Source organism: Methylophaga thalassica MP, from assembly GCF_000214595.1.
In the GTDB taxonomy this organism is placed as follows: domain Bacteria; phylum Pseudomonadota; class Gammaproteobacteria; order Nitrosococcales; family Methylophagaceae; genus Methylophaga; species Methylophaga thalassica.
On sequence record NZ_AFIG01000001.1, the window covers coordinates 871,007 to 897,839 of the forward strand.

Annotated in this window: 18 protein-coding genes and 2 riboswitches; of the genes, 8 read left to right on the forward strand and 10 right to left on the reverse strand. The window is 45.2% G+C overall.

The window, feature by feature from the left end:
* Positions 1-49: 49 nt before the first annotated feature.
* From grxD to clpA, 3 genes are read left to right on the forward strand one after another with little or no spacing between them, the layout of a single operon-like run.
* Positions 50-361, forward strand: a complete 312-nt coding sequence (gene grxD / locus MAMP_RS04200; protein ID WP_007144740.1) for a Grx4 family monothiol glutaredoxin — start codon at positions 50-52, stop codon at positions 359-361.
* 8 nt (positions 362-369) lie between these two features.
* Entirely contained in the window at positions 370-696 is a 327-nt protein-coding gene (clpS, locus tag MAMP_RS04205; protein WP_007144741.1) for an ATP-dependent Clp protease adapter ClpS, read from the forward strand.
* Positions 697-733: 37 nt separating this feature from the next.
* Positions 734-2,998, forward strand: a complete 2,265-nt coding sequence (gene clpA, locus MAMP_RS04210) for an ATP-dependent Clp protease ATP-binding subunit ClpA (RefSeq protein ID WP_007144742.1) — start codon at positions 734-736, stop codon at positions 2,996-2,998.
* Positions 2,999-3,342: 344 nt separating this feature from the next.
* Here the strand turns inward: clpA and cobO are convergent, their stop codons facing one another.
* From cobO to MAMP_RS04260, 10 genes are read right to left on the reverse strand one after another with little or no spacing between them, the layout of a single operon-like run.
* Positions 3,343-3,951, reverse strand: a complete 609-nt coding sequence (gene cobO, locus MAMP_RS04215; RefSeq protein WP_007144743.1) for a cob(I)yrinic acid a,c-diamide adenosyltransferase — start codon at positions 3,949-3,951, stop codon at positions 3,343-3,345.
* A gap of 9 nt (positions 3,952-3,960) precedes the next feature.
* Positions 3,961-4,683 (reverse strand): adenosylcobinamide-GDP ribazoletransferase, encoded by a 723-nt coding sequence (locus MAMP_RS04220; RefSeq protein WP_007144744.1) that lies wholly within the window; start codon positions 4,681-4,683, stop codon positions 3,961-3,963.
* Positions 4,683-5,744, reverse strand: a complete 1,062-nt coding sequence (gene cobT / locus MAMP_RS04225; protein WP_007144745.1) for a nicotinate-nucleotide--dimethylbenzimidazole phosphoribosyltransferase — start codon at positions 5,742-5,744, stop codon at positions 4,683-4,685. Before cobT ends, MAMP_RS04220 begins: the two co-directional genes overlap by 1 nt.
* Complete coding sequence (gene cobU / locus MAMP_RS04230; RefSeq protein WP_007144746.1) at positions 5,728-6,255, reverse strand: bifunctional adenosylcobinamide kinase/adenosylcobinamide-phosphate guanylyltransferase; 528 nt, start codon at positions 6,253-6,255, stop codon at positions 5,728-5,730. Before cobU ends, cobT begins: the two co-directional genes overlap by 17 nt.
* Positions 6,252-7,718, reverse strand: coding sequence for a cobyric acid synthase (locus tag MAMP_RS04235; RefSeq protein ID WP_007144747.1), 1,467 nt, complete (start codon positions 7,716-7,718; stop codon positions 6,252-6,254). The genes cobU and MAMP_RS04235 overlap by 4 nt, the downstream gene beginning before the upstream one ends.
* Complete coding sequence (gene cobD / locus MAMP_RS04240) at positions 7,708-8,703, reverse strand: threonine-phosphate decarboxylase CobD (RefSeq protein WP_007144748.1); 996 nt, start codon at positions 8,701-8,703, stop codon at positions 7,708-7,710. The genes MAMP_RS04235 and cobD overlap by 11 nt, the downstream gene beginning before the upstream one ends.
* Entirely contained in the window at positions 8,696-9,604 is a 909-nt protein-coding gene (cbiB, locus tag MAMP_RS04245) for an adenosylcobinamide-phosphate synthase CbiB (protein WP_007144749.1), read from the reverse strand. The genes cobD and cbiB overlap by 8 nt, the downstream gene beginning before the upstream one ends.
* The gene (bluB, locus tag MAMP_RS04250; protein WP_007144750.1) at positions 9,601-10,263 is read right to left on the reverse strand and encodes a 5,6-dimethylbenzimidazole synthase; all 663 of its coding nucleotides are present in this window, start codon (positions 10,261-10,263) and stop codon (positions 9,601-9,603) included. Before bluB ends, cbiB begins: the two co-directional genes overlap by 4 nt.
* On the reverse strand, positions 10,260-11,549 hold the full coding sequence (locus tag MAMP_RS04255) for a cobyrinate a,c-diamide synthase (protein ID WP_007144751.1): 1,290 nt from the start codon (positions 11,547-11,549) through the stop codon (positions 10,260-10,262). The genes bluB and MAMP_RS04255 overlap by 4 nt, the downstream gene beginning before the upstream one ends.
* Before the next feature lie 5 nt (positions 11,550-11,554).
* Positions 11,555-12,136, reverse strand: coding sequence for a hypothetical protein (locus MAMP_RS04260; RefSeq protein WP_007144752.1), 582 nt, complete (start codon positions 12,134-12,136; stop codon positions 11,555-11,557).
* 55 nt (positions 12,137-12,191) lie between these two features.
* Positions 12,192-12,385: riboswitch (cobalamin riboswitch) on the reverse strand.
* A gap of 100 nt (positions 12,386-12,485) precedes the next feature.
* Positions 12,486-12,678: riboswitch (cobalamin riboswitch) on the forward strand.
* Between the two features lie 61 nt (positions 12,679-12,739).
* On the opposite strand from MAMP_RS04260, the gene MAMP_RS04265 reads away from it, so the two are divergent.
* The 5 genes from MAMP_RS04265 (at position 12,740) to MAMP_RS04290 (ending at position 26,753) form a co-directional block, all read left to right on the forward strand.
* Complete coding sequence (locus MAMP_RS04265) at positions 12,740-14,566, forward strand: TonB-dependent receptor domain-containing protein (protein WP_007144754.1); 1,827 nt, start codon at positions 12,740-12,742, stop codon at positions 14,564-14,566.
* Between the two features lie 128 nt (positions 14,567-14,694).
* The gene (locus tag MAMP_RS04270) at positions 14,695-15,885 is read left to right on the forward strand and encodes an O-succinylhomoserine sulfhydrylase (RefSeq protein WP_007144755.1); all 1,191 of its coding nucleotides are present in this window, start codon (positions 14,695-14,697) and stop codon (positions 15,883-15,885) included.
* Positions 15,886-15,993: 108 nt separating this feature from the next.
* Entirely contained in the window at positions 15,994-17,793 is a 1,800-nt protein-coding gene (locus tag MAMP_RS04275) for a vWA domain-containing protein (RefSeq protein WP_007144756.1), read from the forward strand.
* Positions 17,790-25,328: a midas domain-containing protein gene (locus tag MAMP_RS16240; RefSeq protein WP_192807081.1), complete on the forward strand. Its 7,539-nt coding sequence runs from the start codon at positions 17,790-17,792 to the stop codon at positions 25,326-25,328. Before MAMP_RS04275 ends, MAMP_RS16240 begins: the two co-directional genes overlap by 4 nt.
* Before the next feature lie 96 nt (positions 25,329-25,424).
* Positions 25,425-26,753, forward strand: a complete 1,329-nt coding sequence (locus MAMP_RS04290; RefSeq protein ID WP_007144758.1) for an FAD-dependent oxidoreductase — start codon at positions 25,425-25,427, stop codon at positions 26,751-26,753.
* Positions 26,754-26,833: the final 80 nt, after the last annotated feature.

Consider the following 26,833-nt stretch of genomic DNA (forward strand, 5'->3'; position numbering starts at 1 on the left):
TCCCCATCTCATCAGACACAATAAATTTCAAAACTACGAGGATTAAAGAATGGAAGTAATGGAAAAAATTACACAGGCGATTCAATCAAACCCGGTCATTTTGTTTATGAAAGGGACGCCTGAGTTTCCACAATGTGGTTTTTCAAGCCGGGCTTCTCAAGCCATATCTGCGTGTGGTGCAGAATTTGCTTATGTGAATGTATTGGCAGAGCCAGATGTGCGTGAAAATCTGCATCGTTATGCAGATTGGCCAACCTTCCCACAACTGTATATTAAAGGTGAATTAGTGGGTGGTTGTGACATTATTATGGAGCTGTATGAAAACGGCGAATTACAAAAAATGATTGATGAAGCGAGCTAAAAAAGGGCATGAGTCAGGAAAATGATCACGAATGGAACAACGACAATGAATATGCCGTTGCTCCAGCAAAGCCAGACTTGAAGCAACCACCCAAGTACCGGGTGATTATGCTAAATGATGACTACACGCCAATGGATTTTGTGATTGAAGTCCTCGAAAACCTTTTTGGCATGGGGCGTGAGCGTGCTACACGCACCATGCTTCAAGTGCATACCGAAGGTAGTGCCTTGTGTGGTATTTTTACCTATGAGATAGCTGAAGCGAAAGTCGAACAGGTCAACAGCTATTCTCAAAGCCACGGTCATCCATTGCAGTGTACGATGGAAGAGGAATGACCTAGTTCGATATCCAACCAATAAGGTGGAACGTAACATGTTAAGTAAAGAGCTCGAACAAACCCTCAGCCAAGCATTTAATTATGCTCGCCAACGTGCTCATGAGTTTCTTACCGTTGAGCATCTCTTATTAGCGCTACTGGAAAATGGTCAGGCATTGGCCGTATTGAAGGCGTGCGAAGTAGATATCACTGTTTTACGACAGGAATTAAGCGATTTTCTGGCTGATAATCTACCGACACTCGCTGAGGATAGTGAGCGCGAAACTCAACCAACGCTGGCATTCCAACGTATTCTACAGCGCGCTGTGATGCATGTTCAGTCATCAGGTGGTTCTGAGGTGACTGGGGCAAATGTTCTGGTGTCGATCTTTTCTGAACAACAATCTCAAGCCGTTTACTTATTGCAAAAGCAGGATGTCACACGTTTGGATGTCGTCAATGCGATTAGTCATGGCGATGTTGAGGATAGTGCTGCTACATCAGAATCAGAAGCCAAAGTAGAAAGCGAAGATGTTTCTGATGATGATAAAAGTCCTCTGACATTGTATGCCGAAAATCTGAATGCAGCCGCCATCAAAGGTAAAATCGATCCGCTTGTTGGTCGTGCCCATGAATTAGAACGTACGTTACAAATCCTGTGTCGTCGTCGTAAAAATAATCCTTTATTTGTCGGTGAAGCAGGGGTCGGTAAAACAGCTCTGGCTGAAGGTCTGGCAAGACGCATTGTTCACGGTGACGTGCCTGAAGTGTTAGCAGAAACCACCATCTATTCTTTAGATATGGGCGCACTGGTTGCCGGTACAAAATACCGGGGTGATTTTGAAAAACGTCTGAAAGCCTTATTACGTGAATTGAAAAAGCAGCCACACGCGATTTTGTTTATCGATGAAATCCATACCATGATTGGTGCAGGTAGTGCAGGTAACAGCACGATGGATGCGGCTAACTTATTAAAACCGTTATTAGCCAGTGGTGAACTGAAGTGTATTGGTTCAACTACCTATCAGGAATACCGGGGTATTTTTGAGCATGATCGCGCTTTAGCACGCAGGTTCCAGAAGATTGATCTGCCAGAACCCAGTGTGGCTGAAACCATTGAAATTTTGAAAGGCCTTAAACCTGGCCTGGAAGAGCACCACAATGTGCGTTACTCCAATGCGGCGATTGAACAGGCTGCTGAGTTGGCGCATCGTCATATTAATGATCGCTTCCTGCCAGACAAGGCGATTGATGTGTTAGACGAAGTCGGTGCCGCTCAGCGTATTGCACCGAAGTCTAAACGTAAAAAACTGATTGGTGTGAATGATGTGCAGGCTATCGTGGCGAAAATTGCACGTATTCCTGCGAAAACGGTGTCCAATGCGGATAAAGATAATCTGCGTAAACTGGAAGATAATCTTAAACGCGTTATTTTTGGTCAGGACGAAGCAATTTCTGCTCTAGGCTCTGCGATTAAGATGGCGCGTTCAGGCTTGGGTCATCCAGAAAAACCGACAGGTGCCTTCTTGTTTGCAGGTCCTACCGGTGTAGGTAAAACCGAAGTCACACGTCAGTTAGCACATAATTTGGGGGTTGATCTGATTCGTTTTGATATGTCGGAATATATGGAAAGCCATACCGTATCAAGACTCATTGGCGCACCTCCTGGTTATGTTGGCTTTGATCAAGGCGGTCTGCTAACGGATGCCATCATCAAACAACCTCACGCAGTGCTGTTGTTAGATGAAATTGAGAAAGCGCATCCAGATGTGTTTAATCTGTTACTACAAGTGATGGATCATGGCACATTGACGGATAACAACGGACGTAAAGCGGACTTCCGTCATGTCGTGTTAGTGATGACAAGTAATGCCGGTGCTGCTGAGATGAGTAAACCATCCATTGGTTTCACCAAGCAGGACAATTTAACCTCTGACGGTAATGAAGCCCTGAAACGTACCTTCACGCCAGAGTTCCGTAATCGTCTTGATGGCATTATTCAATTTAAACCTTTGGATAAGGATGCCATCCTTCGGGTAGCGGATAAAGCGGTATTAGAGCTTGAAATGTTACTTGAAGATAAAAACGTCACTATCGAAGTGAATGATGCGGCTCGCCAATGGCTGGCTGAACATGGTTATGATGTGCAAATGGGCGCTCGTCCTATGGCGAGACTGGTTCAGGAGAAAATCAAACGACCACTGGCTGATGAGCTGTTATTTGGTAAATTGAGTCAGGGTGGTGGACATGTTCGTGTCACGCTAAAAGATGAGGATATTCATCTGGAAATGGACAGTGCAGCGGAAGCGGTTAAATCCTGATTTATCAGTTTCAAAAAGTGAAATAAAAAAAGCCCGGTAGTGAACACTACCGGGCTTTTTGTTTTGTGCTGGTCATTACTCTATGTCAACACTTTTCTACAGAGTTATACACTTGTATTTTTTCTGTAATGCTTTTATTAAAAAGTTCCCGTAAGCGACTGATTTTTAATGGCAGCGTTATAACTTATTGATTTTTAATGATAAAATTATATGGTTATTTTTTAACCATTTTGAGAAGAGCCTTTGTATGAGAGGCACTTAGCGACTAACTCCAAACTTAATCACAGAGTTATCCACAGAAAATGTGAGTAACTTTACAGTTTTATGACAGGGTAAAAAGCCGCTTATAATTCGATGCCTTTCTGTGCTTTTATACCGGCACGAAATGCATGTTTAACATCCTCAATACGGCTAACGGTATCTGCTGCCTCTATGACGCTGTCAGGGGCTCCTCGACCGGTGATAATGACATGTTGCATCTCTGGTCTTTGTGCGATGTCATTTAATACTGTTTCGGCATTGAGATATTTCATCTTCAAGACAATATTCAACTCATCTAATAACACGACATCGATTTCTGGATCGTTGAGCATGGCTTTGCAGATTTCCCAGCCTTTTTCTGCGGAAGCAATATCTTGTTCAAGGTTTTGTGTTTCCCAGGTAAAACCATCACCAACCACATGATAAGAAACTTCTTCGGGGAAGCGACGGAAAAATGATTCTTCGCCTGTACTGAAAGCGCCTTTAATAAACTGAACCACACCGACTTTCATACCATGCCCCAAGGCTCTGGCCACCATCCCAAATCCAGAAGAACTCTTGCCTTTGCCATTACCCGTAATAACTAATAATAAACCTTTGTCTTTTTCTGCTTTTTGAATTTTCTCATCGACCACATTTTTATGGCGTTGCATACGTTTTTTATGACGTTCACTTTTTTCAGTATCAGACATTGGATTTTCCTAAAACAAAATTAAAAACAATAAAAAGCTGATTTCCAGCAATTCGACCATCGCCCCGGCTGTATCACCGGTAAAGCCATCAAGCCGATGCTCCATCGTGTAGCGATGTAATAAGAATACGATCAACCCAAGTAACAGCGGTGTGAAACCCAGGCAGAATAATGCGATGACGGTGGTGATAAGCAGCATCCATTTCACTTGCTTGACGGGAAGGCACTGTTTTAATACGGCACCAATGCCGTTGGGTCTGACATAGTCAGTCGTCAGAAATAATAATGGCATCGCCGTTCTGGCCAGGATGATGCTCCAGATTAAGGCGGAGGTTTCGCCTGATGAGATAACGATTTCTACTAAGGCCAGTTTGATTAATAAGCTTAACGTTAATACAACGACCGCAATGGGGCCCGCTGCCGGGTCTTTCATAATCTCCAGCGTACGTTGTTTATTGCCGATACCGCCTAGCCAGGCATCAGCCGAATCAGCAAGACCGTCAATATGTAAGCCACCCGTTAACAATACCCAGGCTGTCAGTAATAAAGCAGCACTGAGCAAACTGTAGGAAACAGGGAGGACGGATATGAGTCCTGACAAAATTAAGCCGATAATCAAGCCAATAACAGGATAAAAAACTAAGGAACGTCCAAGCTGTTGATCACTTGCACTGGCATAGCTGACCGGAATAATCGTGAGAAATTGAAGGGCTATTTGGAACGATAACCACATTACGTGTCTCCTTTACTGATATTGGCTTGTTCGAATGTGGCCATACCATTGTGTAACAGACAGGCTTGGCGAAGAAGAGGAACAGCCACTGCTGCACCACTGCCTTCTCCCAGACGCATATCCAGTTGAAGTAATGGTTTCGCGTCTAAAGCGTTTAAAACCACTTTATGACCGGGCTCAGCACTTTGATGGCTATAAATAAACCAGTCTTTGCATCCTGGCTGCATTCTCTCAGCCGTTAATGCCGCCACCGTACTGATAAAGCCATCTATCAGCACTGGAATACCTTGTTTGGCACAGGTCAGATAAGCACCGACCATGGCAGCGATTTCAAAGCCACCCAATAGCGTAAGTGTCGACAGAGGACCATCATTCAATTCTGATTGGTGTAATTCAAGTGCATGTTGAATGACAGTGACTTTATGTTGAATACCTTGTTTATCCAGTCCTGTGCCAGGACCTACCACATCGATAGGGTCGCATTTCAGCAGAGCAGAGGCTAAAGCACTGGCGGTAGAGGTATTACCAATCCCCATTTCACCAGCAATATAGAGTTGGGTGTTATCAATATCACTTAAGACATTATCACGACCAACTAATATTGCCTGTTGGCATTGTTGCTCTGTCATCGCTGGACCCTGACAGAAATTCGCCGTGCCAGCGTCGATACGTTTATCGAATACGCCTGGAATGTCTTCCAATGTGTCTACTGTACCAACGTTGATCACATCGAGTTTTGCGGTTAACTCCTGTGCTAATACGCTAATAGCAGCACCGCCATTGGCAAAGTTTCTGATCATGGCTGCAGTAACGGATTGAGGGAAGGCTGAAACACCTTCGGCCATGACGCCATGGTCTGCGGCATAAACAGTGATATGCACATGCGTCAGGTCCGGAATTTCACTAGCCTGTAAACTGGCAATCTTGACGGCTAAGTTTTCCAGCTGCCCTAGAGAGCCGGGCGGTTTAGTCAACTGCTGCTGACGCGCCAAGGCTTGTTGTTCATGCGTCTTATCTACTGATTTAACTGGTTGTTTGAGCCATTCAGCGAAGCTGTTCATGCAGTTGTCCTTTTAATATATGAGGTAAACCTGCCACGGTTAAGATGACGTTATCGCTCATTTTGGCGATACGCTGATGTAAGACACCAGCCTCATCACAATAACGACGGGTTAAATCACCCAAAGGCATCACGCCCATATTGGTTTCATTACTGACCATAATGATGTGTTTATCAGTGGTTTGCAGCGTATCTAACAACGCTGATATCTGTTCTGTCAGCAGATCGCCTTCAGCTAATAAGAGATTGGTCAGCCACAGGGTTAAACAATCTATCAGTACAACATCCGTTGTTGCTTGGTTTATTGCATCCCCTAGATAAAGCGGCTGTTCAATGGTTGGCCAGTTGTCTGGTCGTTGTTGCTGATGCTGTTTAATCCGTTGTGCCATTTCATCATCATGCGCTTGTGCCGTGGCGATATAACTGACGATTTGGCTGGTGGCGTTTGCCCACTGCTCAGCTAAGTGACTTTTACCTGATTTTGTGCCACCCAGAATTAATGTCTTGGTCATCGTCGGTCCTCAAGAATCTGCATCAACTTTTCTGTGTTCACATGTGTTGCAATCATCTCTGCCAGTTTATTGATGTCATTTTCACGAAGCTGCCAGTAATCGACAGACTGAACATCATCAAGACCTGCCCAAGTCAGTATGGCTTGAGCAGCTTCGTCATGTTCAAATAAACCATGTAGATACGTACCGATAATCTGTCGGTCATCACTGATAGCACCATCCGGACCATGTGATAGTGTCATCAGGGGCGATGCCAGCGCTTTTCCTGTGCTGATACCTGCATGTATTTCATAACCGGATATAGTGACGGCTGAACTATTGATAAGTAATTGTCCCTGATTTTGTCGTAATGTTTTATCGCCGGCTAGCGTTGTTTCCATATCCAGCAAGCCGAGACCATCACTGCTACCAGGCTGACTTTCAATGCCATCAGGATCATGAATCAGTCTGCCAAGCATTTGAAAACCACCACAGATACCCAACACTTTGCCACCATAACGACAGTGTTTAGCTATGGCTTCAGGCCAGCCTTGTTTAATCAGCCACTCTAAATCAGCACGGACGTGTTTACTGCCAGGCAAAATAATCAGATCGGCCGCCGGGATGGTGTCATCAGGGCCGATAAACTGTAAATTGACTTGAGGATGCAATCTTAATGGGTCTAAATCAGTATGGTTACTGATGCGGGGTAATACCGGCACGATAATATTGAGTTGTTTATCTGAGCCCGTTATTTGTTGGGTATTCACCGCATCTTCAGCTTCTAAATGTAAACCGTGCAGATAGGGCAAAACACCTAACACCGGTTTACCGGTTTTTTGTTTCAGCCAGTCCAGACCGGGTTGCAATAGACTCATATCACCGCGAAAGCGATTAATAATAAAGCCTTTAATCCGCGCTTGTTCTGACTCAGATAAACACGACAGCGTGCCGACCAGATGAGCAAATACACCACCGCGATCAATATCGGCAATCAGAATAACCGGACAATCTACAGCTTCTGCAAAGCCCATATTGGCGATGTCACGATCGCGTAAATTAATTTCTGCTGGTGAGCCCGCACCTTCTACGACAACAAGGTCATAATTCGATTCCAGCCGGTGATGCGAATCGAGAACCGCTTGCATCGCCGTAGGCTTATAGTCGTGGTAAAAGCGCGCTTCCATATTGGCAACCGCTTTGCCATGAATAATGACCTGAGCACCAGAGTCACTATTAGGTTTGAGTAGCACCGGGTTCATATCAATATGTGGTGCCAGATGACAGGCTTGTGCTTGTACCGCCTGAGCGCGACCGATTTCACCACCTTCTGCGGTCACTGCACTATTGAGTGCCATATTTTGTGGTTTGAACGGCGCAACTTGATAACCTTGTTGTTTAAACCAGCGACATAAGGCGGTGACAACGGTACTTTTGCCCGCATCAGATGTGGTGCCCTGAACCATTAATGTTTTATGTTTCATGATCAACTCGTAGCGATTGCAGGGCTTTTTCTAACTGCTGCCATTGCTGTTCATTGGCGGGTAAACCAAAACGCAAACTGGCAGGGGATTCAAATAAGCGGGTCAGAATGGCATTTTTTGCCAGTTTCTCATGTATGTCTTTGGCGACAGAAAGTCTGACCCACTGAAATAAGTCTGTGCCAGCGGTAGGACTGAGACCATAACGAGTCAGTAATTGCGCCAGACGTGCTGATTGAAACTGAAGTTGCTGGCGGCAGTGTTGTTGCCAGTCAGTATCTTTAAAAGCGTGTATGGTGATATAACGTGAAGCAGTAGCAATGGGCCACGGGCCCAGGTGTTCTTTCATCTGATCGAGAACGGATTGTTCGGCGATTAAAAAACCAACACGACAACCTGCCAAACCAAAGAATTTACCAACCGATCTGAGGATAAGGAGTCCAGGCATGGCAGGCAGACGACAAAGACTTTTGTCAGGTGATGTATCAATAAAGGCTTCATCTACCACAAGCCAGCCATCATGTTGTTGTAATTGTTGATGCCAGCTTAAAAGTTGTTCTTTTTTGTATTGCCTGCCACTTGGGTTAGTCGGGTTGATGATGATTAGCACATCTGTTTCGGCAAGCAATGAATCAATCTCGTCGTGATGGATGGCCTCAACATCATGACCTGCTTTTTGCCAACTATAAGCATGTTCGGCATAGCAGGGGTGTATGACCCTCACTCTGCAAGGCTCGCGTAATTGCGGTAAAAACTGAATGGCAGCCTGGCTTCCGGGCAGGGCAATTAAACTTTCATTGCCATAATAGTTTGCCGCTGCAGTGAGTAAATCATCATCCTGTTCCGGTAAACGTGTCCAAACCTGTTCTGGCAGGGGGGGAACAGGCCAGCCATTGGGATTAATACCGGTAGATAAATCCAACCAATACTCGCTGGCTATGCCGTACTTTTTGATGTAATGGTTGAGTTTGCCACCGTGTTCAAGCATAGCTAATTCCTGTGATCACAGTAATACCGGCCAGCCACAGCAATAGACTGTCTGTCACTAAATGTAAGGCGCGGGGAATATCACTCTCGCTCGCTTCGTGGTTGAGACCAAGCTTAGGACGATCATGCCAGACGCCGTGATAGCGAGCTAAACCGCCCAGCTTAATATTTAATGCACCAGCACCAGCCGCCATAACTGGACCAGCATTAGGGCTATCCCATTGTTTAGCCTGTTGTTTCCAGCACTGTAAACCTGAACGGACATCACCCACCAGAGCATAGCTGAGTGCTGTTAAACGGGCTGGAATAAAGTTCAGCACATCATCAATACGCGCAGCAAAACGGCCAAAGAATAAATAGCGCTCTGTTTTATAGCCCCACATGGCATCCAGAGTATTACTGAGACGATAGATAACGACGCCAGGCAATCCTGCCACGATAAACCAAAAGATAGCTGAAAAAATGGCATCGGCGCCATTTTCTAATACAGATTCGATACTGGCTTTAGGAATATGCAGAGTTTCCCTGTCACGGCTGACAATATAGCTGGTATAAGTTTTTGCCTGTTCAATATCACCTTGTTTCAATGCTTCGATGATCGGGGTGACATGGTCATACAAACTCCGATGGCCAATACAAAGGTAAAGTACCAGCACACTAAATAAGCTGTTGAGCACGGTAATTTGACTCATAAAATAGGCAATCAAGGCAAAAGGTAAGACGAGTATCAGCCAACCGAGTAAGCCATTGATAAACTGTTTTTTTTGATTGTGTTCTGATGAATATAATCTGGTTTCAACGAGCTTGGTCAGACGCCCAAAACCAACCAGCGGATGGCGACGTGTTGGTTCGCCAAGCAACCAGTCAAGCAATACGGCAAGCACGATAAACAGTAAGGTCATAGCTTGGCAGGTTCATCCCATTGGTTTTCATATAAAACCGCGTCCAGCTCAATACCTTGTCGCCAGTTTTCCATTTGTAACATCGGCTCTGGATAAAACTCATTAACCTGACCCAGGCAGAGAATAGCGACGGGGGAGGCACCCGAAGGGAGTTTCAGTAATTGTGCCAGTGCCTCAGGTTCAAAAATAGAAACCCAGCCCATGCCCAAACCTTCCACTCTTGCTGCGAGCCACATATTTTGGATGGCACAAGATACTGAGGCCAAATCCATATTCGGCATGGTTCGTCTGCCAAAAATATGTTCTTCACGTTTATCACATAAAGCGACAATCAGGATTTCAGCACAATTATCCATGCCCTCGACTTTTAAACGCATAAACTCATCTTCGCGTTCATTCATGGCTTTGGCTGTTTCAATACGTTCCTTTTCCACCAGTGCTTTTATTTTTTCGCGAATAATGGAATCAGTAATTCGAATTATTCGCCAGGGTTGCATCAGGCCGACACTGGGGGCTTGATGAGCCGCGATCAGTAAACGTTTTAATTGTTCTGGATCAACAGGAGCTGGTCGAAAGTGACGCATATCCCGACGTTCTGCTATGGCGCGATAAACGGCTTCTCGTTCTTCTTGTGAAAACTGATGAGGTGAATCACTCATGGCGTCAACCACGCTGCAATAAGGTGAGGGTTTGAGTAAAAATAAAAGTGGATATAGCTGGCGGTTAAACGCTGTTGTTGATAGACCACTTCACTGACCGATTTACCATTAGGACACTGTCCGTTTATCTCCGAGACCAGTTCTGTACTGAGTAAAGAATGATGATAGGTGTGGCCTCTGATGGCCGCAACATTGATTGTCACTTCCTGTAATCCGAGAGCTGTCAGTCTCGCCTGAAGTTTGGCTTTGGCAGGCAAAATTCCACATAGACTAGCAGTGTTATCCGCTTTATCCGTCAGGGATTCACATAGGTATAACATGCCGCCACACTCAGCGATGATTGGTTTATTGGCATGGTAATGTTGGTGAATAGATTGAATCATATTGGTGTTTTGACTCAATGTCTCCAGATGTAGCTCGGGATAACCACCGGGCAGATAAAGGCTATCGATGTCTGGTAATTGTTTGTCTGTTAGTGGCGAGAAAAAAATAAGATCAGCACCTAAGGCTTCCAGACAATCCAGATTCGCTTGATAAAGAAAAGAGAAAGCGGCATCTCTGGCAATCCCAATCTTTACACCTTCGAGTAAGAGAGGCAGTGGCTCAACATCAATAAACGGAAAATCGATGTTAGGTAATGAGACTGTATTGTCGAAGTCAAAAGCGTCCAGAGTATGGCTCAGGCGTTGCTCTAAATCAGTGACTTCATTGGCTTGCTGTAAACCCAAATAACGACTGGGCAGGGCATGTTCAGTTTGTCTGAACAAAGTAGCGAGACAAGGAAGAGTGTTAGGTAAGGCTTTTTTGAGCATATCGGCATGACGTTCACTGCCGACTTTATTAGCAATAACGGCAGCGACACGCGTATCTTTTCGATATTGGTCCAAACCGACAGCGATGGCTGCAAAGGTTTGTGCCATGGAACTGGCATCGATCACGGCAAGGATAGGGATACCAAAAGCAGCAGCCAGATCAGCTGTGGAAGGTTCACCATCAAACAAGCCCATCACACCTTCAATCAAAATAATATCGGCTTGTTGCGCCGCTTCTGCTAAAAGTTGCTGACTGTGTTGTTTGCCGACCATCCACAGGTCAAGCTGATAAACAGGGTGACCTGATGCGTATTCTAAAACCATAGGGTCCAGAAAATCTGGACCCACTTTGAATACGCGCACCTGTTTGTTTTGCTGCCGGTAATGTCTTGCTAATACAGCGGTGACCGTGGTTTTACCTTGGCCAGATGCCGGTGCAGCAATGACAACAGCAGCGCATGACTGCGACTGCATCTCTATTAATGCTGTTGATCTGCTCGTTGTGTCGTTGCTGTGAAATGCAGAGACACATGGCAAATCATTGCAACTACCAGATAGAAACTCATTACAGCCAGGTTTTTAGGGAAGTACTGAATAAAACGCTGTGTGTATTCAGTGAATGTTGGATCAGGATAACGGCCAGAGAAGAAGTAGAAACCGCCACCACTAAATAAGGTGGCTGCAGTGGCTGCTACCAATACACTGCCAACAAGCGGCAATAAGGTGGCTGCATTAAATTGATATTTTGATGCATACCAGCGTCCAGCCATCCATAAGCTACCATAAGCAGGAATCAGAAATCCGTAAGCAGGAGACATACAGAAACTATTACTTAATTGACCACCACCCAACAACACACTGGCGATATCGAGGCCAGCAGCCATTACTAAAAATACAGGAAACCAGGCAGCTGAACTCAGGTAAAGACCGGCTAGGAAAAAGATAGCCCATGATGCACTCGGTAACGCGTCGACAGAAGCAAAATGATGACCTCGGGTCATGAACATTAAAAGTGCTAAAAGACCAGCAATAATCAGTTGCTGAGAACGAGATAAGGTCATGATGTGATTCTCCAGTGTGCCCACCCGCACACAATAGGTTTTGAATTTGCCAGTTGGCACGTTTTATTTTCAGGCCGGTCTCCGGACTTGTGAGTTTTGCCTGATAAACACCTTCCCATACAGCGCTGTACAGTGGCATAACGTTTATCTCATCTCACTTACCGTTGCGGGGGCAGTGTCGGCATTATCTAGTGATGCACCGACTTCCCGTTTACTTGCGTTAGCAACACCTAAAACACGCGATAGAATAAGGATTAATGCCACATATTGTCAATTTGCCGTATAGGAATCAGGCGTCATTGTCGCTATAGTTGACATAGTCAGTTTGACGGATGGATGCGCAGCCATTACTATGCGCGGCTCTTCAGGTGCTCTGTTTATGCAGAGTTAAACGGGAAGTTGGTGACAAATCCAACACTGCCCCCGCAACGGTAAACGTTGAAAAGCACATCATTAAGCCACTGCGAATGTCGTGGGAAGGCGATGTGTCAGGCGATAGCCACAACGTAAGTCCGGAGACCGGCCTGAGGTTTCGTAACAACACAATGTGTTGTGACCCTATTAACCCTGGATCGCGGGTGAGCGTATCCTCAGGAGACAATTATGAACTTGTTTTCAAAGGCGTTGCCTTTGCGTGCGTGCACGCGTCTTTCAGCTTTTACGCTGATTTCTTCTTTACTTTCTTTACCTGTTATCGCTAGTGATGAGCTTGACTCTATCACCGTTACCGCTAATCGCATGCCTACGGAAAATGCTCTAGCGCCGACTACGGTGATCACAGAAGCTGATATTGAAAAACTTCAGATTCAAGATCTGGCTACACTTCTGTCACGTTTTCCTGGTATTGATATGACTCAGAATGGTGGTTTGGGTAAGACAAGTGGTGTTTCAATCCGTGGAACAAATTCTGATCACGTGCTTGTTTTAGTTGATGGCGTTAAATGGTATTCAGCCACATCTGGTTCGTCAGCATTACAAGATTTCCCTGTTAGCCAAATTGAACGTATTGAAATTGTCCGCGGGCCTCGAGCTGGTCTTTATGGCTCTGAAGCTATAGGTGGTGTGATCCAAATCTTCACTAAAAGCGGTTCAATTAGTAAACCTACGCCAAATTTTACGGTGTCTGCTGGTACCAAAAATACTCTCAGAAGCCAAGCTGGCGTAAGTGGTGGAAACGAAACGACCAAATATAATCTTAGCTATAGCTACGACACAACCAATGGCATCAACGCTAGAGAAGATCGTAACCCTGATCATGACGGTTACCGTAATCAAAGTGTATCGTTAAAAGTCAATCAACAGTGGATAGAAAACTGGTCAACGGATGTTAATCTGCTTCGTTCAAATGCACGTAATCACTATGATGGATCTAGTGTAAATAAAAATTACGTCACCGATACCGTTCAACAAATTCTTGGGCTTAATAACAATATCTCAGTAAACGATACATGGTCTATGAGTTTTGGCCTTTCTGAGTCGCGTGATCGTTCTCAAAATTATGTCGATGATGAGATAACCACAAATTACAATACACGTCATCGTTATGCCGGCTGGATAAATCATCTTAGATTAAATGCTCAGCATCGAGTCAATATTGGCTTCGAGTATGAGAATGACAAGATTGATAGTTCTGATACTTATGTCTCTGATTCTCGTGACAATAAAGCTGTTTTTGCTAGCTGGGATGCTGAGCTTGATAAAAACAGCTGGCTTCTGAGTGCTCGTCATGACGATAATGAATCATTCGGCCATGAAACAACAGGAACAGCTGATTATGGTTACCAGTTGAGTGATGAGTTAAAGTTGACCGCTAATGCCGGAACTGGCTTCAAGACCCCGACATTTAACGATCTCTACTATCCATTAGATAGTTTTGGGTTTCAAGGCAATCCTGATCTGAAACCAGAAAAATCGACCTCGTATGGTATTGGGTTGGAAGGCACACCAAGCTGGGGAAGATGGGCCATCAATACCTACAAAAACAAGATCAGAAACCTGATAGTTTGGGATACATCGCCATCTAATGTCGACGTGGCTAAGATCAAAGGTGTTGAGTTTGAAGTCACAACAAGACTTGCAGATTGGCAAGTGTCAGCGGATGCTTCATTTTTGCAACCAGAGGATGACAAAACAGGGAATGTTTTGCCCAGAAGAGCAAAACGTTTAGCCAATATGCATCTGGATCGTAATTGGGGGGACTGGTCCACCGGCGCGAGCTGGAAGTTGAGAGGGCATAGCTATGATAAAGCGGATAATAAAAAGCGTCTTGGCGGTTATGGGCTCCTGGATTTACGTGTTGCCTATAAAGTGGATCCAGACTGGACAGTCAGGTTAACAGGCCAAAATATGTTAAATAAAGACTATCGAACCGTTGATGAATATTACAGCTTGGGTCGTACTGTAATGTTGTCACTGAGCTATCAACCATAAAACCGACTAGGCTTCATAAAAATACCCGAACAAGTTTCGGGTATTTTTTTGACTGAAACTCAGGATTCATCTGGTCAGTAGCCTGCTAAAAATATAGAATTGTCACATCTTTTTTATGTTGAACTCCCATGACAGATAAATATGACAATAAAGGCTTTGCCACCAAAGCCGTTCGAGTTGGTCACAAAAGAACAGCCGAATCTGAACAGTCTGAACCTATATTCCCAACGTCCAGCTTTGTCTTCGAAAGTGCAGAGCAAGCTGCAGCACGATTTGGTGGTGATGAGCCGGGTAATATCTATTCTCGTTTTACTAATCCCACCGTTCGCACATTTGAACAGCGTTTAGCTGCTTTGGAAGGTGGTGAGTCCTGTGTTGCTACTTCATCTGGCATGTCGGCGATTTTATCGACAATGATGGCCTTATTATCAGCCGGTGATCATATCGTTTCGTCGATGAGTATTTTCGGCACTACACGTGTGTTGTTTGATAAATATTTATCCAAGTTTGGTGTCAGCACCAGCTATGTGAAGCTGATTGATTTAGATGACTGGAAAGCCGCTATTACGCCAGAAACAAAAATGCTGTTTTTAGAAACGCCTTCTAATCCAATGAATGAAATTGCAGATTTGGAAGCGCTTTCTGAGCTTGCCAAGGCCAATGATTGTTTATTGGTTGTCGATAACTGTTTCTGTACGCCGGCATTACAAAGACCGTTGGAGTTTGGCGCTGATATCGTTGTGCATTCAGCTACAAAATACATCGATGGCCAGGGCCGTTGTATTGGTGGTGCGGTGGTTGGCGATGCTAAACGTGTTGGTGAAGACGTATATGGTTTCTTGCGTACAGCAGGACCGACGATGAGTCCATTCAATGCCTGGACCTTCCTCAAAGGTCTGGAAACCCTGGATCTCAGAATGAAAGCCCATTCTGCGTCAGCACTTGAGGTAGCAAGCTGGCTAGAGTCGCAACCTTTAGTAAGCCATGTGTTTTACTCAGGCTTACCATCGCATCCACAGCACGAATTAGCTAAGAAACAGCAGTCAGCATTTGGTGGCATTATTGCTTTTGAAATCAAAGGCGGTAAGAAGGATGCATGGTCTCTCATTAACGCTTTGGAGTGGCTGTCTATCACCGCGAACTTAGGTGATAGCAAAACGACCATCACGCATCCTGCAACAACAACACATGGACGTCTCACTGAAGAAGCACGCGCTGCAGCTGGCATCACTGATGGAATGTTACGACTCTCTATCGGCCTTGAAAGTGTGGATGATATTAAAGCGGATTTAGCCCGCGGCTTTGCTGCTATTAAATAACGGCACAAAACCTGCATAGCCCTGCCTAGATTGGAGTGGCTGTCAAAAAAATGTCTTTAAAAAGCGTAAAGACAGGAGCTGACAGCATAATGAACAAGGTAGATTGCTATGTTAGATTTCTTAAAGATCGCATTGCCATTAGCTTTGTTGGTGACTATACCAACAAAGCTTGCACAAGCGGCTGAAACACCCAGTAGTGATGTTCGTGTTGTGATAGATGTCTCGGGCAGCATGAAAAAGAATGATCCCAAAAACCTGCGAGCACCTGCGCTGAGAATGTTAGTGGGGCTCATGCCAGATGACGCAAATTCAGGGGTATGGACCTTTGCTAAGATGGTCAATATGCTGGTGCCATGGCAAAAAGTTGATGATGACTGGCGACAAAAAGCGATTGAAAAATCCTCAAAAATTCACTCCCTTGGTCTCTATACTAATATCGAGCTAGCCTTAGAAAAAGCCACAAAAACAGGCATAAAAAACGATCCTAAACAACGTCAAAGCTTGATTTTATTGTCTGATGGTTTTGTTGATTTGCAACCAGGACAAAAAGCCAGCGAAGCCTCTCGCCAGCGCATCCTCAATGCGATTGTGCCTAGACTAAAAGCGGCGAATCTCGCCGTTCACACCATTGCCCTGTCAGATAATGCCGATCATGAACTGCTGAAAGCTATCTCAATGGAAACGGATGGCTGGTATCAACAAGCCAATACGGCTGATGATTTGCAACGTATTTTCTTACATATGTTTGAGAAAGCCACCCAGCCAGACACTGTCCCTCTCGCTGATAATCAGTTCAAAATCGATAGCAGTGTCAATGAAATGACAGTGCTGGCTTTTCGAAAAGCAGGCTCAGCAGAAACACAACTTAAAGCACCTGACGGTAGAACCCTCACCGAGTTGGACCAATCAGATAAATTGCGTTGGTTACATGAAGATAGTTTTGATCTGATTACCATTGAAAACCCGGCGACGGGCGAGTGGCGAATTGATGCTCAGCTTGATCCGGATAACAGGGTAATGGTTGTCACGGATATGAAACTGGAAACCAGTGATTTACCTAATAATGTGCTGAAAGGGGAAAAGTTCGATTTTCACGCGACATTAACTGATCACGGAAAACCCATTACACGAAACGATTTTCTTGAGTTGGTTGACGGCTCACTCAAGCAAAATTCTGAGCTGGAAGAAAAGCAGTTGTCGATGACATTGGACCCACAAAAAAGTCAGTTTAATGCCAAATTGGGTGAAGAGTTCACCGCTGGACGTCAGGATGTGATTGTCACCTTGAAAAGTGCGACGTTTGAACGTCAGAGACGCCAAAGTATCAATGTGATAGCAGCGCCTTACTATGTTGATTCGGAACGTCTACCTGGTGATAGTCGAAGTCATCGTATACAGGTTCAGGTCGAACCTACCCTAATAAAACAAGATTCTTTGTCGATAAAAGCATTATTAAGAGAAGAAAATGGTAGCGAGTGGCCATACGAGATGCAGAAAACGGATACGAACAATTGGCAGCTGACATTAACTGAACTCACGAAAGATGCCGATTACGAATTATCGCTTCAGTTACGCGGTGAAACGCCTGAAGGACGTCCGGTTTTTTTACAGGCTGAGCCTATCACGTTGAAAGATGAATTAGCGCTTGAACCAGCTGCTGAATTATTTGATGAAGAACTTGCTCCCATTCTGGAACCGATTACAGGTGAAGATGCAGCTGACGTCGATATTATGCCCTTGGATGATGACTTGATGCTAAGTGAGGATAATGAAGAATCAGGTATCTCAATATCTGATAACACAAAACTTCTGATAGGTAATGCCATTATCTTAGCTCTACTGATAGCTGGCGTTATTTGGTGGCGAAGACAGAATGCAGCAACCGCAGCGGTGGGAGATATGCTTTGATAAATCTAACCGATCCAATGCTCGAGTTTCTGGCGTATGAACTGGCTCTGATTTTTGCTGTTATTGCTGGCATTTTATTAATAAGTAATCGGAAAAAAAGGCGGAAAGTTCATAATGCCGGCACCAACGCTGTAAAAAAAATTAAGCGGGACCAGATATCGAGAGAGCAAAACCTCAGTCAGGTTTTACATGAAAAATACGCCTTGAGTGATGAAGCGCTCAAAGCGGAAGTAAATGACTTTCTTGAGCGTGAACGTCGCATACAAAAAAGTCTTATCAAAACCTATATAGAACAGGATGATAAAGCGTTTTTAGCTATTCCTGGCCTGGTTGAGCAAGCCGTTGATGCGGCATTGAACATCGAGCCAGTTGGTTCACACGCTAAGTCTCAACAATCTGAAGAAACGGCACCAACCGCAGATGATTTACAGCAACAGATTGATCACGCGGCACAAACGATGGAACGTTTACTGAGTCAGTATCAACAACTGACAGGGGCTTCAATGGCTGCGGCAGCTGTGCTTCCAACTGAGAAAGAGGATGTTGAGATTGATGAGAGTGTGACCGAAGAGGAAACGCCAGCAGAAATTGACGAGGTACCTGAACCTCAGGAAGAGCAAACCTTTGGTGATGGCGATGAGATAAATCAGGTATTCGATGATAAGGCCGAGGTTCCATCACTCTCACCTGAGACAGATGTCAGTGAGCCAACCGAGCCTGAAGACGCAGCTGATACTGACACCCCTGATGCTGAAATACCTGCTAACAATGACTCATCTCCAGAAGAAGAGCCCATCTTATCTAATGAAGAACTGGATGCGTTATTAGACGGGGGCGATTTTTCACTGGAAGATGAAAACGCAAGTGTTTCTGACCCAGACAATACAAACGAGACTAGAGAGACAGAGATTCGCAACGAGCCAGTTGATGTCGTTGAAATCAATGGTATTGCTGATGAAGCTGATTCAGTCCAACAGGAAGAGCTCACCGATGAAGAGCTTCAACGCTTTACCGAAGTCACAGATGAGATTGAAATTCCGGGGGCTGTGGATGATATTTTGTCGTCACTGCAAGACAACGAAGAGAAGCAGCAAACATCAGTTGAGACAGATTCAGATACTGAAATCGATAACGAAGATATTGATGCCTTATTAGCACAACAAGATACTATTGCAGAGCCAGAGCCAGAGCCAGAGCCAGAGCCAGAGCCAGAGCCAGAGCCAGAGCCAGAGCCAGAGCCAGAGCCAGAGCCAGAGCCAGAGCCAGAGCCAGAGCCAGAGCAGGCAACTATTGATGACTTATCAGTCGATGAGTTTTTGGCTGATATTGAGCAGGCTGATCCTACAGATGAACAGCTAGATTCCGGTGAGCAGCAAATTCAATCTGAAGAAAACAGTCCTGCATTAGAACAATCGCTTGATGATAATGAGTCTGAGCTGACACTAGATGAAACCATAACTGATGAAATTGACAGCAGTGAGGCTCAAGATGAGCAGCAACCAGTTGATGTGACTCAAGCTCTTGACGTTGAAAACGAAGCAGTCATACCGACTGAATCAGTCGATGATATCAGTAGTGAAATCGACGAAGATGGTAGTGAGCCTGCAGCTTTTACGCCTGATGAGTCCAAAGGCACTGGTGAAAGTAATTTGCCTGATGTAGAGCCAGAATCATCGGAGGCTTCAACTGATACAGAAGTTGACAATATTGCTGAAGAACCCATCACAACAGAAGAACAGAATTCTGAGCCAGAGCTTTCTGAAGACGAGCTGAGTCTTGAGCCCATAGATAATGATGAAGCTCCAGCAATTGATGAACCTCAACTTGAAGCAGAAGCTGAAACCCCAGAGCTCGCTGAACATAATGAACCAGAAGTATCTGACTTAACAGAGACCGAAACAGAAGTTGACAATGTTGCTGAAGAATCCACATCAACAGAAGAACTGAATTCAGAGCTTGAGAGCGATCTCACTGAAAACGAGTTGAGTGTTGAGCCGGTTGAGAGTGATGACCTATCAGCAATTGATGAACCTCAATTTGAAGCTGAAGCTGAAGCTGAAACCACAGCGCTCGCTGAAGATAATGAACCAGAAGTATCTGATTTACCAGAGCCCGAAACAGAAGTTGACAAGATTGCTGAAGAACTCACTTCAACAGAAGAACTGATTTCAGATACTGAGCCAACGTTTACTGAAGAGCAGCTTAATGTTGAGTCTATAGATAGAGACCATATACCTACAATCGATGAACCTGTATCTGAAGTCGAGTTGCCAGAATTCAGTGAAGACAATGAAACAGAAGTATCAGATTTATCAGAGCCTGAAGCAGAAGCTGGAAGCATTGCTGAAGAATCCACATCAACAGAAGAACTGAATTCAGAGCTTGAGAACGAGCTGACTGAAAACGAATTGAATGTTGAGCCGGTTGAGAGTGATGACCTACCAGTAATAGATGAACCTCAATCTGAAGCAGAAGCTGAAACCCCAGAACTTGCTGAAGATAATGAGCCAGAAGTATCTGAACTCTCAGAGCCTGAAACAGAAGAGCTGGGTTCAGATATTGAGCAAGAACATGAGATTGCTGAAGACCAGCTTACTATTGAGCCTATAGAAAACGACGATATACCAGCAATTGATGAACTGGTTACCAATGAAAATGAAACAGATACACAAGCACCTGTTCCTGTCGAAGATGTCCATGATGAGGACGCCGTCGCTAGTGAGAATTTCGTTGAGGTAGCTGAGAAAGCGACTGATGATACTCAAGAAGAGTCAGACATTGATGAGACGCTGGCGATAACTGAGCAGGTAGAACTTGAAGAAAGTCTGGAGCTAGAACCTGAACAAGCAGCGGTGGATTCTCCAGAAGATGAAACGCCCGCTGATAACATAATAGCTGATGAGTTAGAGCTGGCAGCTGAAGAGGGTGATGATGATATATCACCTGCTCATGATCTCAGTATTGAAGATGTTGAACCGCTCACAGATGATGTTATCGAACAAGTGGCATCAGCCGATGACAACGATGAGCCTTTGACTGAATCAGCGTTAGAAGAACATTTGGCTGAGGCTGATGAGGCAATTTCTGCCCTGACTGAAGATGAATCAGAGTCCACTGAGCCCGAGCATTCTGCCAATTTATCGTTAGATACAGATGAGGTTGATACGGAAAGCGTTCAACCTGAAGATATATCATCAGAACAGCAGCTTGAATCAGAGGTAGACACAAGCTTGCCTGAAGAATCTGAGGCATCTCCGGATGAGCCGTTTAATATTATTGATGATGAGCCATTAGAGAGCTCTACGCTTTCATCAGACGACGATATAACTGCTGATGAAAATCATGTTGCCGAACCAATTGATGACATCACTGACGCAGAGGTTGAAGAAGTCAGTGAGCTTGATACAACAGATGAAGGTGATCAGGTTGATGATTTATCTATACCAGCTGATGAATCAATGTCAGCGTCGGCGGATATTCCGAGTAAAGAATCCAGAAGCCTAAAAGACTTCTTAAAAACCGATACTTTCAATGTGAAAACCGCTTTGCCAGAAGCAAGTGATTTGTTGGAGTCGAGTCAAGTTACCGAAGATACGGCGTTATCTGTATCTGACGACGATGTGATGACATCGCCTGAAAATGACGTCATTGATGAAGATTTTGCTGGACAAACAGATTCAATAGAAGATGCTATTGCAGAGCCAGAGCCAGAGCCAGAGCCAGAGCCAGAGCCAGAGCCAGAGCCAGAGCCAGAGCCAGAGCCAGAGCCAGAGCCAGAGCCAGAGCCAGAGCCAGAGCCAGAGCCAGAGCCAGAGCCAGAGCCAGAGCCAGAGCCAGAGCCAGAGCCAGAGCCAGAGCCAGAGCCAGAGCCAGAGCCAGAGCCAGAGCCAGAGCCAGAGCCAGAGCCAGAGCCAGAGCCAGAGCCAGAGCCAGAGCCAGAGCCAGAGCCAGAGCCAGAGCCAGAGCCAGAGCCAGAGCCAGAGCCAGAGCCAGAGCCAGAGCCAGAGCCAGAGCCAGAGCCAGAGCCAGAGCCAGAGCCAGAGCCAGAGCCAGAGCCAGAGCCAGAGCCAGAGCCAGAGCCAGAGCCAGAGCCAGAGCCAGAGCCAGAGCCAGAGCCAGAGCCAGAAAATACTGAGAATTTGGCAGTCGATGAATTATTGGCTGATTTTGAGCAAGCTGAGGCTTCCGAAGATGATTTAATGTCTGAACCTTCGGCAGAACACATAGATGAAGTAGATGCACAAGATGCGCCTGTCGATATCCAGCAGCAAGCTGAAGAAGCAGAACAGAATGACATCATAGATGAACCTGCTCAGGATGATGTTGCTGCTGATACCCATGACCTTGCCGACGAACTGCTTGCTGAAACTGAGGGTGATAACAGCGCTGACTCTGAATCTGCTGTTCAAGTGAGTGATGTTGAAGCATCGGAAGAGATCAATATTGATATTGAGGCCGAGCTGCCTGAGCAGACGACGGATGAAGAGGTTAGCCCTGTTCCAGAAATCGATGAGAGCGAAAATGAGCTAACTGAAAATATTGAGCTTCAATCTGAAATTGATGAGTCGATTTCTGAAGTCAGTGAAATGGTCGAAACATCTGAACCTGATACGGTTTTAGATATTCCGCAATCATCTTTTAATGACGAAACCGACGAAAGTTCTGAACTTCTCTCTGAAAATATTGAAAGTTCACTGCCAGAAGAACCCGTTGCAGAAGCTGAAGTGTCTGATACTGCTGAGGAAGAAACAGAGAGTCAGTTAGACGCTGAACAATCTGTGACTGAAGAAGCCGTCCTTTCCGAAGCTCAGCCATCAGACATCGATGAAAGTACAATACCAGAAGCGTCTACTGCAGAAGCCATTGAAGATGCTGAGCCCGAACCTGTCCCAGCACCTGTTGAATCATTAGCGACTGAAGCAGATATCGAGAATTCGGTTGATGAGGCTGCGTCAGAAGAGGCAGAAAGCCAGTTAGATGCTGAACAATTTGTGACTGAAGATGCAACTTCCTCTGAGCCAGAGCAAATAGAAAGTGATGAAAACGCAACAACGGAAGCGTCAATTAGTGAAGTCTTTGAAAACACAGAGCTTGAACCTGATTCGTTTGAATCAGCAAGTGAACGTCTGATTGAAGAACCCGCTGATGAAATTGAAGCCAGTTTTGAACTTGAAACACCTACTGTTAATGAATCCGATGATGCTCAGAATGAGACTGAACAGGATGAAATCGAAGAAAGTCTGGATAGTGATTTAGCCGGTTCAACAGCCGAAAGCTGGCCTGAAGATTCGTCCACAATTGCTAGTGATGACTCAGCTCAAGCTGACCTGGATGTAGTGTCAGATGTTGATAATAATGAGATACAAGACACGATTTCCGATTCCTCGGTTGAGGAAACAGAATCCAGCGCCAGTGATATTATTGAACCACCGTCAGACGAACTTACTCCGGAACTTGATTCAGCGAGTGATGAGTCAGACATCACTGAGATTGAATCCGTAACGGCTGTTGAAACCGATGCTGACTTGGAAGCGGTTGCTGAGAGTGATGATATCGAACCGTTAACAGATGATGTGTTTGAACAGCCAACATCTATCACTGACGAAGATGACGATGTTGCTGAAGCGTTTGTAGATGAGAACACGACCGAGGCAGATGAGCCTTCCGTTATTTCTGAAGATGAACCGGAGTTAACAGAAGCCCCGCTGTCGGAAGATGAAGACGCTTTACATGCTGAGCCTGACAATATTATGTCGGAACAGCCTGAATCTGATATTGATCTTGAGATGATTGAAGAGCCTGATGTCGCTTCAGATGATCAGCCTGACATTATCGAAGATGAGAGTTCAGCACTTTCAGCTTTTGAGACCGATGAGCTTGAAGAACCTGCACAGGCATTGGATGAACAGCAAGTTGCTGTTGAGCCAATAGATGAATTTCCAGAAAGTGAAGATATTGCTGATGAAGCCTCATTAGAGTTAACGCCACCGATTACAACTGAAGAACCGATTGACGAGAGCACGAGTGAATTTGCTGGTGATGAAGAGCTGAGCCCTGAACCGATTGAGACAGAAAATAAACAATCAAGAAGCCTAAAAGATTTCCTAAAAAGCGATAGTTTTGACTTCAAACCGAGCGTAACGATAGACAGCGCTGACACAGAAGCGCCTTTGTCAGAGAATGCTGCTGAGGTATCTGAACTTACGGAAAACGAGCTCACTCCGTCTGATATTGACTCGATAGCAGAAGATTTTGCTAGACAAGCTGATTCAGTAGAGGATGCTATTGCAGAGCCAGAGCCAGAGCCAGAGCCAGAGCCAGAGCCAGAGCCAGAGCCAGAGCCAGAGCCAGAGCCAGAGCCAGAGCCAGAGCCAGAGCCAGAGCCAGAGCCAGAGCCAGAGCCAGAGCCAGAGCCAGAGCCAGAGCCAGAGCCAGAGCCAGAGCCAGAGCCAGAGCCAGAGCCAGAGCCAGAGCCAGAGCCAGAGCCAGAGCCAGAGCCAGAGCCAGAGCCAGAGCCAGAGCCAGAGCCAGAGCCAGAGCCAGAGCCAGAGCCAGAGCCAGCATTCCAGACAGAAGCAGAACGTTTACGCTTACTGATGACGGCTGACGACGAAACTGAAGAAGTTGATGCTGAACCTGAAGTGGCTGAAGAAAGCCTTTCAAGTGAGAAAGAGAGTTCAGTACCGTCTGAAGAAATTGCAGAAATGCGTTCAGAGCTGGATGAGCTGCGTGAAAAAGTACGCGCCAGAACGGCACAACTTCGTGCAGAGGCGAAAGCACGTAGCCAACAAACAGAGGTAAAACCTGAACCAGAAAGCACAGTTGATATGGCCAGTTCAGAACCGGCTTATGAACAGACGCCTGAGACAGAGACAGTAGACATTGAAGAGACTGATTCAATAGATGATGCTGACTCCCTGTCTGTCAGCAAGGATTCGCAAGATGATTCTGAGCCAAATTTATCTTTATCTGATAATGCCGACGTGTCTGAGCCTGTTGTAGAGGAAGAGTTTGATCTGGATGAGGTTGCACAAACTGTTGAGGATGAACTCACTGATATCGAGCCAGAGATAGAGCAAACAACATCAAGTTCTGTGACTGAGAACGATTTGAACTATGACGTTAACATCATTGATGAACGTCAGCTTGACGATAATTCAACGCGAATTTCGGCCATGTATCCAGCATCAGATGAGCAAGCAGATTCACCCCTTGTTGATGCGGCAGAGCAAGCGACTTCCGATGTAGAGCAGTATTTCAGTGAGGATGAACTTGATATCGGTGAACCTGTGAATCTGGTTGATCCGAAATCTGCTGTATCGGATATGTGGCAGGATCTGACTGAAGAACCATTGCCTTCTGATGATGACTTGGATCAGATGTTTAAAGAAATCAAAGATCTTGAAAATGCTTCTGATAATGAAGAAGGCGAGGACGACGAAGATGTTGATACTCAACAGCAGGATCGATTGCAGTCAATATTGTCTTCGATACCGTCTTTTTCGCAAATGAATAAGAAAAAAGATGAGGATTAGTCAGTAGGTTTCATCGCCGCGTTTCATCGCTATTTTTTGACTGCGGTGAAACGCTGATTCTGTTAAAATCGCCGGCAGTTTTTGCTGGGATAAAAAATGACAGAACAAGTCCATGATGTAGCCATTATCGGTGGTGGCGTATGCGGTACAGCACTGATGTATTTGCTCACTGAATACACCGATATACAACATATCGCTCTGGTTGAAAAATACGACCATGTTGCCAAAGTGAACTCTAACGGCAGAAATAATAGTCAGACGCTTCACTGCGGTGATATTGAAACGAATTACACCCTTGAGAAAGCCGCTAAGGTCAAAGCCGCAGCTCAGATGATTGTCAACTATGCTGATGAGCTGGCAGAACGTGATGAAATTATTTTTAAATACCCCAAAATGGTATTGGGCGTGGGTGAAAAAGAGTGCGCCATGTTACGTGAGCGTTTCGAACGTTTCCGCACCGTTTTCACTTCAATGCAGCTGCTGGAAAAAGAGCAAATCGCTGAGATCGAACCCAATGTGGTGATGGTCGATGGCAAGATGCGTGAAGAACCTTGTGTGGCATTGGCTGTGTTAGATGAATACTCAGCAGTGGATTACCAGCGTTTGGCTGAAAGCTTTGTCGATCAGGCACAAAAGCGAACAGATAAAGATCTCAAGCTATTTCTGAACAGTCACGTCGAAGACATCATCGAAAAAGATGGCGTATTTTCTATTGTTACTCAGAACGCGGTTATCAAAGCAAAAACGGTCGTCGTTTCTGCTGGTGGACACAGCCTGCTATTAGCCCAGCAAATGGGATATGGTCTTGAACTCTCCTGTTTACCCGTTGCCGGTAGTTTCTATTTCACACCGCCCTTACTCAATGGCAAGGTTTACACCGTACAAAACGACAAATTGCCTTTTGCCGCAGTGCATGGTGATCCAGATGTATTGATTGAGGGTAAGACTCGCTTTGGACCCACTGCATTGTTATTACCCATGCTGGAACGCTACAACAGCAAAACCTTTTTTGAGTTCTTGCGTGTATTAAAGCTCGATTCACGGGTGATGAAAGTCTTCTGGGATCTGTTTAAGGTCAAAGACATTCGTAACTACATTCTGAAAAACTTCCTGTTTGAAGTACCACTGCTACGCCGCTGGTTGTTTATGAAAGATGCACGAAAAATCGTGCCATCTCTGCAATTAAAAGATGTCACCTTTGCCAAAGGTTTTGGCGGTGTTCGTCCTCAGTTAATTGATAAAAAATCATCTCAATTGATGCTGGGCGAAGCGAAAATCAACCCGGGTACAGGTATCGTCTTTAATATGACTCCTTCACCTGGCGCGACCAGTTGTCTGGAAAACGCCGAGCTGGATTTACGATTTGTGTGTGGGCGACTTGGAGCACAGATAGACGAAACCCGTTTAAGAGCTGACCTGCACTGATAAGACTAAAATTTGTTTCAGTCTTCGATTAAGCAGCCGATATAGCTTCATATAAGCATACTAGTTTTTCGATGGAGACA